At 73.2% G+C, this 14,754-nt stretch carries 17 protein-coding genes and 1 pseudogene; 7 read left to right on the top strand and 11 right to left on the bottom strand.

Annotated elements, in window-relative coordinates:
* The 3 genes and pseudogenes from ACFC02_RS29905 to ACFC02_RS29895 all read right to left on the bottom strand — a co-directional run.
* A partial coding sequence (locus tag ACFC02_RS29905) for a class I SAM-dependent methyltransferase (protein WP_376363897.1) occupies positions 1 to 842 on the bottom strand: 842 nt, incomplete at its 3' end.
* Positions 843 to 884: 42 nt separating this feature from the next.
* A pseudogene (locus ACFC02_RS29900) lies at positions 885 to 1,671 on the bottom strand (NAD(P)-dependent oxidoreductase).
* 8 nt (positions 1,672 to 1,679) lie between these two features.
* Entirely contained in the window at positions 1,680 to 2,690 is a 1,011-nt protein-coding gene (locus ACFC02_RS29895; protein WP_376363884.1) for an EamA family transporter, read from the bottom strand.
* 95 nt (positions 2,691 to 2,785) lie between these two features.
* Between ACFC02_RS29895 and ACFC02_RS29890 the strand changes: the two genes are divergently transcribed.
* A complete protein-coding gene (locus ACFC02_RS29890; RefSeq protein WP_376363881.1) occupies positions 2,786 to 3,676 on the top strand; it encodes a LysR family transcriptional regulator in 891 nt (296 codons plus the stop codon).
* Between the two features lie 415 nt (positions 3,677 to 4,091).
* Positions 4,092 to 4,826: an SDR family oxidoreductase gene (locus ACFC02_RS29885; RefSeq protein ID WP_376363878.1), complete on the top strand. Its 735-nt coding sequence runs from the start codon at positions 4,092 to 4,094 to the stop codon at positions 4,824 to 4,826.
* 22 nt (positions 4,827 to 4,848) lie between these two features.
* Here the strand turns inward: ACFC02_RS29885 and ACFC02_RS29880 are convergent, their stop codons facing one another.
* Positions 4,849 to 5,721, bottom strand: a complete 873-nt coding sequence (locus ACFC02_RS29880; protein WP_376363875.1) for a helix-turn-helix domain-containing protein — start codon at positions 5,719 to 5,721, stop codon at positions 4,849 to 4,851.
* Between the two features lie 44 nt (positions 5,722 to 5,765).
* Positions 5,766 to 6,929 carry an FAD-dependent oxidoreductase gene (locus ACFC02_RS29875; RefSeq protein WP_376363872.1) on the bottom strand — a complete coding sequence of 388 codons (1,164 nt, stop codon included), beginning with the start codon at positions 6,927 to 6,929 and terminating at the stop codon, positions 5,766 to 5,768.
* Positions 6,930 to 7,174: 245 nt separating this feature from the next.
* Between ACFC02_RS29875 and ACFC02_RS29870 the strand changes: the two genes are divergently transcribed.
* Complete coding sequence (locus ACFC02_RS29870; RefSeq protein ID WP_376363869.1) at positions 7,175 to 7,777, top strand: TetR/AcrR family transcriptional regulator; 603 nt, start codon at positions 7,175 to 7,177, stop codon at positions 7,775 to 7,777.
* A 102-nt stretch (positions 7,778 to 7,879) separates the two neighbouring features.
* On the opposite strand, the gene ACFC02_RS29865 is transcribed toward ACFC02_RS29870, so the two are convergent.
* Together ACFC02_RS29865 and ACFC02_RS29860 are read right to left on the bottom strand one after the other, a co-directional pair.
* A complete protein-coding gene (locus tag ACFC02_RS29865) occupies positions 7,880 to 8,656 on the bottom strand; it encodes a recombinase family protein (protein ID WP_376363866.1) in 777 nt (258 codons plus the stop codon).
* A gap of 388 nt (positions 8,657 to 9,044) precedes the next feature.
* Positions 9,045 to 9,656, bottom strand: a complete 612-nt coding sequence (locus ACFC02_RS29860; protein ID WP_376363863.1) for a TetR/AcrR family transcriptional regulator — start codon at positions 9,654 to 9,656, stop codon at positions 9,045 to 9,047.
* Positions 9,657 to 9,742: 86 nt separating this feature from the next.
* On the opposite strand from ACFC02_RS29860, the gene ACFC02_RS29855 reads away from it, so the two are divergent.
* Positions 9,743 to 10,168: a nuclear transport factor 2 family protein gene (locus ACFC02_RS29855; RefSeq protein WP_376363861.1), complete on the top strand. Its 426-nt coding sequence runs from the start codon at positions 9,743 to 9,745 to the stop codon at positions 10,166 to 10,168.
* Positions 10,165 to 11,013, top strand: coding sequence for an NmrA family NAD(P)-binding protein (locus tag ACFC02_RS29850; protein ID WP_376363858.1), 849 nt, complete (start codon positions 10,165 to 10,167; stop codon positions 11,011 to 11,013). Before ACFC02_RS29855 ends, ACFC02_RS29850 begins: the two co-directional genes overlap by 4 nt.
* A gap of 13 nt (positions 11,014 to 11,026) precedes the next feature.
* Here ACFC02_RS29850 and ACFC02_RS29845 read toward each other — a convergent pair whose 3' ends face one another.
* On the bottom strand, positions 11,027 to 11,113 hold the full coding sequence (locus tag ACFC02_RS29845) for a hypothetical protein (RefSeq protein ID WP_376363894.1): 87 nt from the start codon (positions 11,111 to 11,113) through the stop codon (positions 11,027 to 11,029).
* A 190-nt stretch (positions 11,114 to 11,303) separates the two neighbouring features.
* Between ACFC02_RS29845 and ACFC02_RS29840 the strand changes: the two genes are divergently transcribed.
* Positions 11,304 to 11,810 (top strand): DUF4232 domain-containing protein, encoded by a 507-nt coding sequence (locus ACFC02_RS29840; RefSeq protein ID WP_376363855.1) that lies wholly within the window; start codon positions 11,304 to 11,306, stop codon positions 11,808 to 11,810.
* 42 nt (positions 11,811 to 11,852) lie between these two features.
* Here the strand turns inward: ACFC02_RS29840 and ACFC02_RS29835 are convergent, their stop codons facing one another.
* On the bottom strand, positions 11,853 to 12,467 hold the full coding sequence (locus ACFC02_RS29835; RefSeq protein WP_376363852.1) for a TetR/AcrR family transcriptional regulator: 615 nt from the start codon (positions 12,465 to 12,467) through the stop codon (positions 11,853 to 11,855).
* 137 nt (positions 12,468 to 12,604) lie between these two features.
* Between ACFC02_RS29835 and ACFC02_RS29830 the strand changes: the two genes are divergently transcribed.
* Positions 12,605 to 13,399 (top strand): SDR family oxidoreductase, encoded by a 795-nt coding sequence (locus ACFC02_RS29830; protein WP_376363849.1) that lies wholly within the window; start codon positions 12,605 to 12,607, stop codon positions 13,397 to 13,399.
* A gap of 23 nt (positions 13,400 to 13,422) precedes the next feature.
* Here the strand turns inward: ACFC02_RS29830 and ACFC02_RS29825 are convergent, their stop codons facing one another.
* Both ACFC02_RS29825 and ACFC02_RS29820 read right to left on the bottom strand, forming a co-directional pair.
* A complete protein-coding gene (locus ACFC02_RS29825) occupies positions 13,423 to 13,923 on the bottom strand; it encodes a DinB family protein (protein ID WP_376363846.1) in 501 nt (166 codons plus the stop codon).
* A 30-nt stretch (positions 13,924 to 13,953) separates the two neighbouring features.
* A complete protein-coding gene (locus ACFC02_RS29820) occupies positions 13,954 to 14,589 on the bottom strand; it encodes an SAM-dependent methyltransferase (RefSeq protein WP_376363843.1) in 636 nt (211 codons plus the stop codon).
* Positions 14,590 to 14,754: the final 165 nt, after the last annotated feature.

Below are 14,754 nucleotides of genomic sequence, written 5' to 3'. Positions count from 1 at the left end.
GCCGGCGCCCCGCCGGCCGGGGGGTCCGCGTCCGCGTCCCTTCCCCAGACGAACACCTCGGTGCTCGGCTGCCGTTCGGAGAAGCGGTCCGACGCGGAGGCCTCGCGCAGCAGACGGCGCAGGCCGGATTCGAAGGCGCCCAGGTGCGGGCCGAACAGGTGCGGCGCGGAGAAGGACATCGAGAACACGCCCGCGACGACGTCGTCGGCCGTGCGGACCAGCGGCTGCCCGCCGGGAACGACCAGGCGCCGCGGGCCGGTGAACCCGGCCCGGGCGAGTACCTCGGCCTCGCCGCCGGGCGTGCCGTGGGGCAGCACACCCCGGCCGGCCCGGCGGACCGGCCCGAGATGGTCCCTGACCAGGTCCCCGATCGCCGCGTACGGCACCGCCGGATGCGGCAGCCCCGCGACGGTCGGGGTCTGCGTCTTCAGGTCCGAGACGTGCACCAGCGCCCCGCCGGGCCGCAGCACGGCCCTGGTGGCCGCCGCCACCAGGTCGCGGTCCATCCAGTGGAAGGACTGGGCGAAGACGGCCACGGTGAACGTGCCCAGCCCCGCGGGCAGTTCCTCGGCTCTGGCCCGGACCCACCGTGCCTTCCCGGCCAGGCCGCGCTCGGCCGCGCCGCGCTCGGCCTCGGCGATCATCCCGTCGTCCGGGTCCAGGCCGACGACCTCGCCGAACCAGGGAGCGAGCCCCAGGGCGAGGGTGCCCGGCCCGCACCCCACGTCGATGAGGCGCCCGCTCCCGTCGAGCGCCAGCACCCCGGCGAGCGCGTCCTCGAGCCCGGGGGCGTAGGGGAGCCGCCCGCGCCGGTAGTACGGGGCGCTGCCCGCGAACAGCATGTCGTCCCACTCCCAGCCGACCACCACGTCCGCCCACCGCCCTCACGAAGATCCCCGGCCTTCCGGCCGCCGATCATCCCACGTGCCCTCGTCCCGGTGGGCCACGGTGATGTGGGATGCGCGGCCGGGGGCCTCCAGTTCGTCGACGACGGCGACGGCCAGGTCCTCGGCGCTGATCCAGGACCGGCCGCCCGGACCGGTGAGCAGCGTGTCGGTGCCGCGCCGGTAGCGGCCCGTGCGGTCGCCGGGCTCCAGCAGGGCCGGCGGGCTCAGATACACCCAGCCGGCACCGGCGTGGGCGCGGCAGGCCCGCAACTGGGCGACCCCCGCGGCGGCGACGGGCCGGTACGCGGCGGGCACGTACACGGGGTCGTCCGCGACGAGCCGGCCGTCGCCACCGGGGGGCGCGCAACGCGCCGGCGCCGCCGACCACGAGGACGCGCACGCCGAGGGGCGCGGCGGCGTCCAGCACCGTACGGGTGACGCCGACCAGGAACTCCTCGTCGGCGGGCTCGGTCCGCACACAGAGCACGACGGCGTCCACGGGACGGTGAGGGACGGCGCCCTCCGGGACGGAGGTGCGGGGGCTGGATCCGTGCGGCGCGGACCTGTGCGGCGCGGACCTGTGCGGGGCGGCTCCGGCGAGGGCCGCGCGCACGGCGTTCGCGTCCCGTGCGTCGACCGCGAGCGGTGTCACGCGCGGGCAGGCGTGCGCGGGCTCGCCCGGGGGCTTGCGGGACAGCGCGAGCACCCGGTGTCCGCGTGCCGCGGCCTCGGTGATCACTCGGCTGCCGACCATCCCGGTGGCGCCCAGCACGGCGACCGTCATGGGGGAGTTCATCGCGTCCGCCCTCCTGGGACCCGGTCCGCTGTGCCTGTCCGCTCCGCGCGGGCCCGGTCCGTTCGGGCGCGGGGCGAGGCCGGTCCGCCGCGTGCCACGAGCCGGGGCAGGTCCGGCGGACTGAGCTGCGCCGCCAGCAGGGCGGCCAGCGCCAGCACGAACCCGAGGACCTGCGGCAGGCTCAGCGACTCGCCCAGGGCGAGGCCGACGACCGTCGCCACCAGCGGCGACAGCAGCACCAGCGGTGCGGACGCGCCCACCGGAAGCCTGCCGATGCCCCGGAACCACAGGGTGTACGCGATCAAGCCGCCCATGCTGCCCAGCCACAGGTAACCGCCGACCGCCCCGGCGCCGATCCGCTGGGGCACGCCCTCGATCGCGAGGGTGAGCGGAAGCAGCAGCAGGCCGCCGGCCGTCAGCTGCCACCCGGCCAGGGCCAGCGGACCGACCCCGGTGGGACGGCCCCAGCGCTTGGTGAGAACGACCCCGGCGGCCATGGTCGCCGTACCGCCGAGGCCGGCGAGCACCCCGACGGTGTCCAGTTCGGCCTGCGGTCCCAGCACGACGAGCCCGATGCCGATCACGCCGATCACCCCCCAGGCCAGCCGCCAGGCCGAGGGACGGTCGCGGAGCACCGCGACGGCCAGCGCGGCGACCAGCAGCGGCTGGGCGGCGCCGAGGGTGGCGGCGACACCGCCCGGCAGCCGCTCCGCCGACAGGAACAGCAGGGGGAAGAAGGCGCCGATGTTGAGCACGCCGAGGACGGCGGCCTTCCACCACCAGTGGCCGCGCGGGAGCACACGGGTGAGGGCGAGCGCGAGCAGCCCGGCGGGCAGCGCACGCATCAGCCCGGCGAACAACGGATGTCCGGGGGGCAGGAGTTGCGTGGTCACGGCGTACGTCGTGCCCCAGGACGCGGGAGCGAGTGCGGTGAGTGCGACGGTCGCCGCCTGCCGCGGGTGCGAGGCCCGCGGCGGGCCCGGTGGCCGTCCGGTCGAGGAGTGCATGGGAGGAAGTCTCGGACGGACCCCATCATGATTCCAAAGCATGTATGCCATGACAGCCATGAACCAAAGCGATGGTCGAGTGGCACGATGGAGGGGTGGACCTCCAGCAGATGCGGTACGTCGTCGCCGTCGCCGAGACGCGTAACTTCACCCGCGCCGCCGAGCGCTGCTCCGTGGTGCAGTCCTCCCTCAGCCACCGGATCGCCGGCCTGGAACGGGAGCTGGGCGTCAGGCTGTTCGCCCGCTCCAGCCGCCGTGTCGAACTGACCGGCGCGGGCGAGGCGTTCCTCGCCGCGGCGCGTGAGTGCCTGGCCGCCGCCGACCGCGCCGTGGCCGACGCCGCCGCCGCGACCGGCGTGGTGCGCGGGCGGCTCGGCGTGGGCGTGATCGTGACCACGGCCGCCGTGGACGTACCCGAGCTGTTGCAGCGCTACCGCGCCCGCCACCCCGACGTCCACGTCGTGCTGCGCTCGGGACGCAGTGACGAACTGGTGGCGGCGATCCGCGCCGGCGACCTGGACATCGCCTTCCTCGGCCTGCCCGAGGGCGAACGGCCCTCCGGTGTGGAGACCCTCGTCCTCGACCACGACGAGCACGTGCTGGTCGTGCCGGCCGGACACCGGCTGGCGGGCGCCCCCCGGGTCGGGCTGCGGGAGATCGCCGGGGAGACGTTCGTGGACTTCGTGTCGGGAACGCCCGGCCGCGCCCAGTCCGACCAGGCCTTCGCCGGCGCGGGCCTGGTCCGCGAGGTCGCGTACGAGGCCGGGCTCGTCGAGCTGATCATCCGGCTGATCGCCCGCGGGCTCGGAGTGGCCCTGCTGCCCTCGGCGTTCATCCGCCCGGCGGCCGCCGGCGACCCCGCACTGGCACTGGTCCCGGTGGTCGACGGTCCGCGCCGCGTCGAGTACCTGGCGTGGAGCCGCTTCAACCCGAGCCCGGCCACCCGCGCGATGCTCCACGTCCTCGGCGCGGGCCCGAGGACGTAGGCCCGCTCGCGCCGGGCGGGGTCAGGCCCGCAGGTGGGTGAGGGCCGCCAGTACCCGGTGCGCGCGGCCGGCCCTGCCCCCGGTGCGGACGTCCCCCGGCAACCCGGGGGCGGCGCTCACGAAGGTCACGCGCGCCTGCGCGGTGCTCGCCCTGGTCCCGGCGCGCTCCGGCCGCCCTCGCCCTGCGCAGCCGTGCGGCCGTGCCGGCAGGCGTACGCGAGTGACCTCCGGCCACCGCCGGCCTAGGAACCTCCTCGTGCGACCGGGTGTGCCGCACCCAGGCACAGGGTGTCCTGGTTGCCTTCTCGTGCGGTGCGCAGACTCGGGGCAGCGGCCGACGGCGGGTGTCTCCGTCGGCGACACACGGAACGGGGCGCTCGCGCAGGGTTGCTCCGTTCGGCCAGGAGGGAACAGCATGACGCGGATCAGCAAGACCGTCGCCGTCACCGGGGCGAGCAGCGGCATCGGCGAGGCGGCAGCGCGCCGTCTGGCGGCGGACGGGCACCGGGTGTTCCTCGGCGCGCGCCGCACCGACCGGCTGCGGAAGCTGGCCGAGGAGATCACCGAGTCCGGCGGCACCGCCGGCTTCCGCACCCTGGACGTGACGGACGCGGCGGACACCCGGGCGTTCGTCGACGCCGCGCTGGACGCGTACGGCCGGATCGACGTCGTCGTCAACAACGCGGGAGTGATGCCCCTGTCCCCGCTGGCGGCGCTCAGGACGGACGAGTGGGACCGCATGATCGACGTGAACGTGCGTGGAGTGCTGCACGGCATCGCCGCCGCCCTGCCCGCGATGCGCGCGCAGGGCGGCGGGCACTTCGTGAACATCGCCTCCGTCGGGGCGTACGAGGTCTCGCCCACGGCGGCCGTCTACTGCGCCACCAAGTTCGCCGTCCGGGCGATCTCGGAGGGCCTGCGCCAGGAGTCCGACGGCAGCATCCGGGTCACCCTCGTCTCCCCGGGTGTGACCGAGTCCGAACTCGCCGACGGCATCACCGACCCCGAGGCCAGGTCGGCGATGCGGACGTACCGGGCCGTGGCCCTGCCCGCCTCGGCCGTCGCGGCGGCCATCGCCTACGCCGTCGGCCAGCCGGCGGGCACCGACGTGAACGAGATCGTGGTCCGGCCGGCCGCGAGCGCCCAGTGACGCGTGGCGGGGGCCCCGAGGGTCACGGCCCGACCGGGCCCTCGCCCCTGGCCGCCGTGTTCCGGAGTGCGGCCGGCGCCAGGGCCGCCGCGGCGAGCAGCGCGAGCTTGTCGGCGCTGTCGCTGCCGGCGTCGGGGTGGTAGACGACGAGCATCTGCCCGTCCGTGCCACTGATGCCGAGTTTCTCGCGGTTCAGGCGGAGGTCGCCGACCTGAGGGTGGTCGATGTGCGTGGCCGCGCCCTTGCGCACCCGGACGTCGTGACGCCCCCAGAGCTGCCGGAAACGGGGGCTGGCGAGGGAGAGTTCACCGACGAGTTCGATGAAGCGGGGGTCGTCGGTGTCGGTGCCGACGGATTCACGGAAACCCGCGACCAGCCCCTGCGTGGCCTCGGGCCAGTCGGGGTACAGCTCCTGCTCCGCGGGGTCGAGGAACACGTCCCGCAACCGGTTGCCCCCCGCCGCCAGGCGCGGCGAGAGGGCGCTCGCCAACGGGTTGGCGGCCAGGACGTCGAAGTACCGGCCCTCCACGAACGCGGGCAGCGCCAGCGTGGCCAGGAGCTTGGCGATTCCCGTCGGGACGCTCTCCTTCCGGGGGCGCCGGCGCGCGCGGCGCGGCCGGTCGGCGGCGAGACCGAGCAGGTACGCCGTCGCGTCGTCGTCGAGGAGGAGCACGCGGGCGAGGGATTCCAGGACCTGGACGGACGGGTTGCGGTCGCGGCCCTGTTCCAGACGCAGGTAGTAGTCGGCGCTGATGCCCGCGAGCATCGCGACCTCCTCACGGCGCAGCCCCGGAACCCGCCGCACACCCAGGACGGGGATCCCGGCCCGCTCGGGAGTGACGAGTTCACGGCGGGCCCGGAGGTAGTCGCCCAGCGGATTCGGCTCGTCGCTCATGAACCCAACCGTAATCCAGGGCCTCACGGACGCGCGTGGTCCTGTCACCCCCAGGAACGCGGGGGCGACGGCTCTGCGACGGGTCCGTCGAAGTCGGGCGCGTCGGCCGACAGCAGGTGCTCGGCGCCGCCTTCGAGTGCCCTGGCCGTCTCGACGGAGCGGGGGAGCATGGTCTCCTCGTAGCCGCGGACGGCCTCGTCGACGGTGGCCGCGTTCGCGAGGGCCAGGGCGAGTTCGCAGGCGTCCAGCATGGCGAGGTTGACGCCGACGCCGAGCGGGGGCATGAGGTGGGCGGCGTCGCCGAGCAGGGTGACCGTCGGCTGGTGCTCCCAGGTGTGCGGGACGGGGAGGGCGAGGATCGGGCGATGGACGTAGGGGCCCTCGTTGTCGCTGATCATCCGGCGCAGACTCGGCGACCAGTGGGCGTACTCGTCGAGCAGCAGGGCGCGGATGCCGTCCGTGTCGTCGGCGGTGAGGCCGCCGGCCGTGATCCAGTCGGCCGCGACGCGCCGGATGAGGTACACACGGATGCGGTCCCCGCCGTTGCGCTGGGCGAACAGGCCGCGCTCGCCGTCGGCCGCCGCGGCGCTGCCCGGCCCGACCAGTTCGGCGATGCCCGGGTGCCGGTTCCCGACGTCGGAGAACCACGCCTCCAGGAAGCTCACCCCGGTGTACTGGGGGACGCCGGGGGAGAGGGCCGGGCGGACCCGGGAGAAGGCGCCGTCGGCCCCGATGACCAGATCGGCCTCCAGCGTCGTGCCGTCGGTGAAGCGCAGCCGCCGCGGCCCGTCGGCGGGCCCGCCGACCGAGTCGAGGGTACGGCCCCACCGCACGGTGCCGGGCCGCAGCGAACCGAGCAGCAGGGCGCGCAGCTCACCGCGGTCGATCTCCGGCTTGAACGTCTCGTCGGGCGCCGGGACCGCATGGAACGTGAGCGCGCCGTCCAGGTCCATCCGGCGCATCTCCTGCCCTTCGGGGCGGGCCAGCTCGAAGAACCGGTCGAGCAGTCCGGCTTCGCGCAGGGCGATCTGGCCGTTGTCGGCGTGCAGGTCGAGCGTGCCGCCCTGGTCGCGGGTGTCGGGGCCGGGATCGCGGTCGTGGACGGTGACCGCGATGCCGTGCCGCTGGAGGATGCGGGCGCAGGTCAGTCCGCCGGGCCCGGCGCCGATGATGCTGATCCTGGCGCGAGTGGGGTGGGGCGAGGCCATGGTGGTTCCTTGTCCGTCGTGGAGCGGGGTGAACGGGGTGAACGGGGTGAAGGGGAGCCGGGAGGGGGCGAGAGGTGTGGCGCCGCCGGCTGCCCGTGGCCCTAGAAAAGCAGACCCGTTCAGAAAGTGCAATGAGTCAACTTACTTACCGATGTGACTTTGCCATCGAGATGACTTGGCTACCGGCATGACTTGGCTACCGACATGACTTAGCTACCGAGGCAACTGTCGGATATGCTCGCGTCATGACCCCGCCTCCCGCCGGCCGCCGCGAACGCAAGAAGGCGGCCACCCGGCAAGCCATCGCCGACGCCGCCCTGGAGCTCTTCCTCGAGCGCGGTTACGACCAGGTGAGCATCCGGGACATCGCGGACGCGGCCGACGTGTCGACCACCACGGTGTTCAAGCACTTCACCGGCAAGGAAGCCCTGGTCTTCGACCAGGAAGAGGACCGGGAGGCGCAACTGATCGCCGCGGTGCGGCGGCGGCCCGCGGGCCTGAGCATCCTCGAAAGTCTCCGGCAGCACGTCCTCGGCACCTGGCCGGCGATCGCGGAGCATCCGCAACGGGCCGGTTTCACGGCCCTGGTGGAGTCCACACCGGCGCTCCGCGCGTACGCGGAACGCATGTGGACCCGGCACACCGACAGCCTCGGCGCTGCCATCGCCGACGAGACAGGTGTCGACCGCGACGACCTCGCATGTGTGACCCTGGCCAGGTTCGTGCTGGAGATCCCGGCCCTCGCTCACGCCCGGCCGGACCGCCGGGCCGCCGTCGAGGAGGTCTTCGACATCCTCACCCACGGCTGGAAGCCGCCCGCCGGCCCGACGGCGGCCCGCGGCGCCTGACACCGCGGCCCCCGCGGGCTCCTTCCCGGAGTCCTGGCAGGGCTAGGCCCTCGAGGAGTATCCGAACGGAAATTAGCGGTAGCCGCTGACGTGGCACGCTCGTCACCGAGCGGGCTCGGTCTCCTTACGCGGACAGGGGACTTCACCGTTCTGAAGGGCGGCGAAGTCGGCGTGTGCTGCCTCGACGGCTGCGGGGTACGCCTCACGCCTGGCGTGCTCGGCGAGTGCCCGGTAGGCGCTGGCCACCGAGGGGTTCTGTCCCTTGCGCTTGCCGGTGGGGATGATCAGGTCGGGCTGGATCTGCTCGACGGACTCGCCGTTCGCCCTCCTCCGCGGCACGGTGTGTAGCATGTCGTCGGTGATGACCGGTGGTCGGCCGCCGTGCTTGCCCTTGCGGGCCGCGGTGTCGAGCCCCTCCAGCGTCGACTCCCGGATGTTCTCCCGCTCGGTCTCCGCCATCGCCGCGAAGAACGCGAACAGCAGCTTCCCCGGCCCGGTGGGATCGTAGATGCCGGGCAGCGGCCCGGCGAGCATCTCTAGGACCAGGCCGTGCGCGGTGAGGTGGTCGGCGAGCGCGGTGAGTTCGGCGGCGTCGCGGCCCAGCCGTTTCATCTCGTACACGGTGATGATGACCCGGCAGTGCGGGGCGTGTGCCTTGATCTCCCGCGCCGTACGCAGCGCCTGTTCGAACTGAGGGCGCACCCGTACCCGGGTGCTGATCTTCTCACTGAACACCTTGTCGCGCGGGATGCCGTGCGCGGTGAGCGCGTCGAGTTGGGAGTCGAGTTCCTGGCTCAGGTGCGAGCAACGGGCGTACCCGATGCGAATGTCCGCGCCTGGGGTGTCCGCGACGGCTGGGGCGGGGTGCCGGGCCGCCACGGTTGACCCGGCCCGCGGTCGGCCGGGGTCTGCACCCGCAGCAGCTTCGCGAGACGGGGCACCTTTGTGAACCGACCCGTGTGGTACGCGCCGGCGACGGCGCCGCCACGCGAGCGGCAGGGCGAGCCGGGCTGAACATCACAGCGGGGGCAGGGGTGCAGCTCTACGTCGTCCGCTTCGCTCGACAAGGGGTCCTGAGTGTCCGTCACAGCCTGGAATCCTCGCACAACACAAGTCCCAGAAGGGGGTTCGGACCACGTTTACGTGAGAACGGGTTCTGAGAACCGATCGAAGATCGACGGCGGCCCAGCGACCTTTTGTTGATCTCGCTCGGGCAAAGGGTCGTTTGCGAGAGGCCCCACTGATCAAGGACTCGCCCGATCCTCGATCACTCCTCGGCGGTCAACCCTTGCAGTCGACGGGATGCCAGGACGCTGGTGACGAAGTTCGCCAACTGTGCCCGCATTCTTGCCCGCGGAATACGCTCTTCTCCGGCAAGGTGCTCGACGAGGTCGGCTCGTGTGGCGGCGAGCAGGGCGTGGGCGGTGAAGTCGCTGTCGGGCACGCCGGGGATCTGCTCCAGTACGGCTCGGAGCAGACTGCGCCACCGCTCGTAGTGCTCCGCCCGGTACGGGCTGCTGCTCCCGCCTTCCTCCAGGGCCAGCGCAAGGCGCCGGTTGTCGAGTTTGAAGCACAGGACGGCATCGAGCAGGGCCGGTACGCGATCGTGCGGTGGGGTCGCGGGTCCCAGGGGTGGTGGGCCGGTCTCGACGGCCTGCCTGATCGGTTCGAGCCGCGCCTCATACAGCGCGCGGAGCAGCCCGGCGCGATCGCCGAAGGCCCGGAAGAGCGTGCCCTTGCCGACGCCGGCCGCAGCCGCGACGTCGGCCATGGTGACGTCCTCGGGACTCTCACGGCGGGTGAAGAGGGCGTCGGCGGCCGCGAGCACGGCCTCCCGGTTGCGGATGGCGTCCTTGCGAGACGACTGGCGTTCGGGCATGCCGCTCCCTCCCTTTGCAAAACGGACCCGTGGTCCATATCGTTGAAGCGGACCCAGGGTCCGGATTCTATGACTGGAGGATACCCATGTCCGCACCGACCTCCCCAGCGGATCTATACCGCCACGGCCTGCGACTGCTGCTCGACAAGAACATTCCCGCGTGGGTCGCCCTGTGGGCCGAGGACGGCCTCATGGAGTTCCCCTTCGCCCCCGACGGCTGGCCCCGGCGTCTGGAGGGCAAGGAGGCCATCGCCACCTACATGCGCCACTACCCCGACCACATCGACCTGCACGACTTCCCCGACCTGCGGATCCACCAGACCACCGATCCGGCGACCATCGTGGTCGAGATGCGCGGCGTCGGCCGCCTGGTGGAGAGCGGCGCTCCCTTCGACATGACCTACATCGCCGTCGTGACCGTTCGAGACGGACACATCACCTCCTACCGCGACTACTGGAACCCCCTCGCCGTCCAGGAGCCCGGCGCCGATTTCACCGGGAGCAGCCGATGACCACCGCCGGCACCACTTTGGTCATCGGTGCCACCGGCACCACCGGAAGCCGCACCGCTGCACAGCTGACGGCCGCGGGCCACCGCGTCAGAGCCGCCAGTCGTCGGGCCACCCCGGTCGCCGGCGCCGAGCCCGTCCCCTTCGACTGGTACGACCCCGTCACCCACGCGGCCGCCCTCCAAGGCGTCGACCGCGTCTACCTCATACCGCCCGTGGGTGACTCCGATCCCGCGGCGATCATGCTGCCGTTCCTCCATCAGGCCCGCACCGCCGGCGTGCACCGCGCGGTGCTGCTGAGCTCCTCGGCCATCCCCGCAGGCGGCCCGGCGGTGGGAACAGTGCACCAGGCCCTGCCCGATCTGTTCGAACAGTGGGCGGTACTGCGGCCCTCGTGGTTCATGCAGAACTTCACCGGCGAGCACGCGCACGCCCGCAGCATCCGCGACGAGGGCATCATCCGGACCGCCACCGAAAGCGGCCGGGTCGGCTTCGTCGACGCCGAGGACATCGCGGCCGTCGCCGTCCACGCTCTGACCGACGAGCAGGCCCCCAACACCGATCTCGTCCTCACCGGACCCGAGGCGCTCAGCCACGACGACATCGCCGCGATTATCACCGAGGTCATCGGTCGGCCCGTGGTCCACCATCGTCTGTCCTACGAGCAGATGCGCGATCGCCTCACGACGCAGGTGCCGGTGGAGTTCGCCGCAATGCTGGCCGGCATGGACCGTGCCATCGCCGAAGGGGTGGAGGACCGCATCACCGACACCGTCCAGCGCCTCACCCGTCGGCCCCCGCGCGCCTTTCGGGCCCTCCTTGAGAGGGAGATGCGATGCGGCAGCTGATGTTCCAGGACGATCAGCAGTTCTGGTTCGAGACCCTGCGTACCTCGCCCAGGGTGAGCGACCCGGCCACGCGGAGCATGTCGTCCCAGTGGGCGCGTATCCGATCCAGACGGATGGTGTGGTTCGAGACCGGCTGGAGCGGACCGTAGTCGGCAGTGCACGACCTGGGCGTCCGCGCGGTGTGTCAATCCTGGGACATTCCACGCAGGGCTGACGGGGCAGGGATCGTCTTGACCATGGTTCCGCGGTGAACACCCGTGGAACCATCAGCAAGGCAAGGAGTGTTCAGGATGCGTACGAACCGGAAGTTCGCCGTCACCGCCGCCGCTGTCGCGCTCGCGGGCGCCACCGGGGTGGGAGTCGCGCAGGCCTCGCCCGCGCCGGCCGGCGCTGACGCCCCCTCGGCCTGCCGGCCGGCCAACCACCTCGCGAAGATCACCGAGGGACCCGCCAGCTCTGGGCACAGCCACTACCGCGTGACCCTGACCGCGCCGCGCGGGTACGCGCCGTGCGAGCTGGCCGGTTCGCCCACCGACGTGCGCTTCTCGAACAGCGGCAAGGAGATCGGGGTCACCGCGGGCCGCTACGGCAGCCAGAAGGGCGTGGTCACCTTCGGGCCGGGGCACCCCGTGCACTTCGACATCCAGGTCCGCGATGACCACCGCGGCACCCCCGCCGACGAGGTGTCGTTCACGCTGCGGGCCCCGGGCGGAGAGATCCCCGGCGCGTCCTTCGCCGACGGCAGCCTCACGGTGACCGCCGGCGCGCTGGTCGGTCCGGTGCAGCGAGGGGCCTGACCTTCGCTCCTCGCCCTCGCGGCCTGTTGCCCCGTCATCGCGTCACTCCGGGAGCCCGCTCCGGACTCGCCCGGCGGTGGCCGCGAGGGTGCGGGCGGCTTCGACCACCGCCGCCCGGCGGCGGGCGAGGGCCGCCCGGTCGCTCTGTTCGTCCAGCACCATGCGGCACATCCCGGGCACCGCGAAGTTCCAGGCGATCAGGCTCATGATGCTGAACAGCAGGTCCTGGGCGGCGCGAAGGCGGGCGTCCTCGGGCAGGGCGGGGGCCAGGCCGCCGCTCGCGAGCTGCCGCACCTTCCCGCGGAAGGCGTCCCGACGCTCCCGCTCGCCCTCGCCGGGGGCGCCGCTCGCCTCCAGGGCCTCCCACAACTGCAGCCTGATCAGCTCGGGATGGTCCTGATACCAATCGAACATCTGCCCGACCGACTCGGCCACCGCGTCGGGGTCGACGGAGATGCGGATCTCCTCCAGCTTCGCCCGCAGGACAGCGGCGAACAGCTTCTCCTTGCTCCCGTAGTACAGGTAGATGGCCTGCTTGTTGGCCCTGGCCGCCGTTGCGATCCGGTCGACCCTGGCCCCGGCCAGGCCGCGCTCGGTGAACTCGGCAGCGGCGGCGGTGAAGATCCGCCGCCTGGTGTCGTCAGCGTCATAGGCCATGGCATGAATTAAACCATCCGGTTGACAAGGTTCCCCAGGCGCGACAGCATCGCTCCCGGCACTAAAACAACCAGATGGTTTATTCCTCTGCTGTGCCTGCTGTGCCCCTCCGCCCCGCCTCGCCGAAAGGCCCTCGCATGACCACCGCGGACCCCATCCCCTTCCGCCTCCCCCTGCCCAGTGCCCTGTCGGGCACGACCGCCGTCGTCGTCGGCGGAAGCTCGGGCATCGGGCTGGCGGCGGCCCGACTGCTGCGTTCGGTCGGCGCCCGCCTCGTGCTGGTCGGACGTGACCCCGACCGGCTCGGGGCCGCCGTCGCCGACCTGCACGACGCGTACCCGGCCGAGGACGCCGACGGCTCCGTGCGGGGCGTCGCGGGCGACGGCGCCGACGAGCGCGTCCTCGGCGAAGCCTTCGACCAGGCGGGCCAGGTCGACCACGTACTCGTCACCGCGGGCGGCCTGGGCGGCATCGGGCCCGTGACCGGGCTGACGGCCGATGACCTCCGTACGTCCTTCGAATCCCGCCTCCAGACGGCCTTCACCGCGGCCCGCGCGGTGGCGACCCGGGTTCCCGCCGGAGGCTCGCTCACCTTCACCTCGGGGATCCTCGTGACCCGCCCCCTGCCGGGCCTGTCCGCCCCGCTGTCGGTCGTGGGCGCCGTGGAGACGCTCACCAGGGCCCTCGCCGTGGAGTTCGCCCCCGCCCGCCTGCGCGTGAACACCGTCCGCTTCGGCCGGATCGACACCCCGCTCCTGCGTTCGCGGCCGGGACTGGACTCCGACGACGCGGTCGCCGCCGCCGGTTCGGCCGCCCCGCTCGGCCGCTTCGGCACCGCCGAGGAAGCCGCCGCGTCCGCCCTCTTCCTCATGTCCAACAACTACATGACCGGCCAGATCCTCACCCTCGACGGCGGTGAGAGCCTCGCCTGATCCCCGGGTGGTGACGCCGGGGGTCAGCGGCCCGTGGAACCGTCGATCAGCTCGCGCAGGATGTCCGCGTGGCCGGCGTGCCTGCCGGTCTCCTCGATCAGGTGGGTGAGCGCCCAACGGGCGCTCGGCGCGGGGCCGTTCAGTCGTGGACGGGGCACCGGAGCGCCGAGGTCGGCGCACGTGTCGAGTACGTGGTTCGCCCGCGCGACCGACGTCCGGTAGCGGGCGACGACGTCGGCCACGGTGTCCTCCGGCGCGGCGTGGAAGGTCGCCGGCCAGTCGGAGACCTGCTCCCCGAGGAACGTCCACCGCTCCACGCAGGCGAGGTGGTTGAGCAGGCCGAGCAGGTTCGTTCCCGACGGCACCCCGGCGGTCCGGACCGCCGGTTCGGGGGCGCCCTCGACCTTCGCGGCGACCGAGTCCCGCAGGTAGTCGAGGAAGCCGCGCAGGACCTCGGTCTCGCTGTCTGCGGTCCGGGGCGGCGGGGCGTCGCCGCGGCGGGCGCGGCGGGGGGCGGTGGACATGGGTGACTCCTCGCGGGGGGCCGGGCCGGTTCAGATGGTGCGGCGGATGAGCAGGACGTGGTCGGTGACCTCGGCGGTGCGACCGTCCGGGCCGGTCGCGGTGCGGCGGGACGTGGCGGCCCGCTCGACCGGCCACGCCGCCGGGTCCAGGCCGATGTCCGCGGCGACCTCGTGCGGGGTCGGGTACCGCAGGTCCGGGTCCTGGTCCCACGACCACGGAGCCGTCGATCCGTGGTCGACGACCAGCAGCCGCCCGCCCGGCCGCAGCGCGTGGGCCGCCGAGCGCAGGACGGTCGCCCGGTCCAGGTCGAGGGGTGTGTGCAGGTAGTGGGCGCACACGAGGTCGAACGTGCCCTGCGGGAACGACGTGCGCAGGTCGTGCCGCGCGGCGGTGATCCGGTCGCCCAGGCCGCGGGAGCGGGCGAGGCCGGTGAGCCGTTCGACCGCCACGGCCGAGACGTCGACGGCGGTCACGCGCCAGCCCTGGCGGGCGAGCCACAGCGCGTCGCCGCCCTCGCCGCATCCAAGGTCGAGCGCGTCGCCGGGCGACAGCCCCGCATCGGGCGTGACCGTCTCGGTGAGGCGTACGTTCGGGCGCGGATCGGTGGCCGCCGCGCGGGCCGCGTAGACGCCGTCCCAGTACGTGACCGCGTTGTCGGTGCTCATCGACGTGCTCCTGTGGTCGGGGAAACGTGGACATCGGGGAACACGTCCGAGTCTTGACCGGCCCGCCGCGACCTGGCACGGGATCTTGCCGTTTCCGCAAGACACGCGGAGGGGGCCGGGAGTTCACCACGGTCCGCGCCGCCCCGGCCGCGGCCGCCCTGACCC

Origin of the sequence: Streptomyces sp. NPDC056160 (assembly GCF_042268205.1) — a bacterium.
Classification (GTDB): domain Bacteria; phylum Actinomycetota; class Actinomycetes; order Streptomycetales; family Streptomycetaceae; genus Streptomyces.
Note: the sequence above shows the minus strand (reverse complement) of the source record. Positions and strands in the feature narration are given on the sequence as shown.

Coding starts and splice junctions, on each gene's coding strand:
- ACFC02_RS29895 (WP_376363884.1), bottom strand. CDS start 2,690: ATGCACTCCTCGACCGGACGGCCACCGGGCCCGCCGCGGGCCTCGCAC.
- ACFC02_RS29885 (WP_376363878.1), top strand. CDS start 4,092: ATGACGCGGATCAGCAAGACCGTCGCCGTCACCGGGGCGAGCAGCGGC.
- ACFC02_RS29880 (WP_376363875.1), bottom strand. CDS start 5,721: ATGAGCGACGAGCCGAATCCGCTGGGCGACTACCTCCGGGCCCGCCGT.
- ACFC02_RS29875 (WP_376363872.1), bottom strand. CDS start 6,929: ATGGCCTCGCCCCACCCCACTCGCGCCAGGATCAGCATCATCGGCGCC.
- ACFC02_RS29870 (WP_376363869.1), top strand. CDS start 7,175: ATGACCCCGCCTCCCGCCGGCCGCCGCGAACGCAAGAAGGCGGCCACC.
- ACFC02_RS29860 (WP_376363863.1), bottom strand. CDS start 9,656: ATGCCCGAACGCCAGTCGTCTCGCAAGGACGCCATCCGCAACCGGGAG.
- ACFC02_RS29855 (WP_376363861.1), top strand. CDS start 9,743: ATGTCCGCACCGACCTCCCCAGCGGATCTATACCGCCACGGCCTGCGA.
- ACFC02_RS29850 (WP_376363858.1), top strand. CDS start 10,165: ATGACCACCGCCGGCACCACTTTGGTCATCGGTGCCACCGGCACCACC.
- ACFC02_RS29840 (WP_376363855.1), top strand. CDS start 11,304: ATGCGTACGAACCGGAAGTTCGCCGTCACCGCCGCCGCTGTCGCGCTC.
- ACFC02_RS29835 (WP_376363852.1), bottom strand. CDS start 12,467: ATGGCCTATGACGCTGACGACACCAGGCGGCGGATCTTCACCGCCGCC.
- ACFC02_RS29830 (WP_376363849.1), top strand. CDS start 12,605: ATGACCACCGCGGACCCCATCCCCTTCCGCCTCCCCCTGCCCAGTGCC.
- ACFC02_RS29825 (WP_376363846.1), bottom strand. CDS start 13,923: ATGTCCACCGCCCCCCGCCGCGCCCGCCGCGGCGACGCCCCGCCGCCC.
- ACFC02_RS29820 (WP_376363843.1), bottom strand. CDS start 14,589: ATGAGCACCGACAACGCGGTCACGTACTGGGACGGCGTCTACGCGGCC.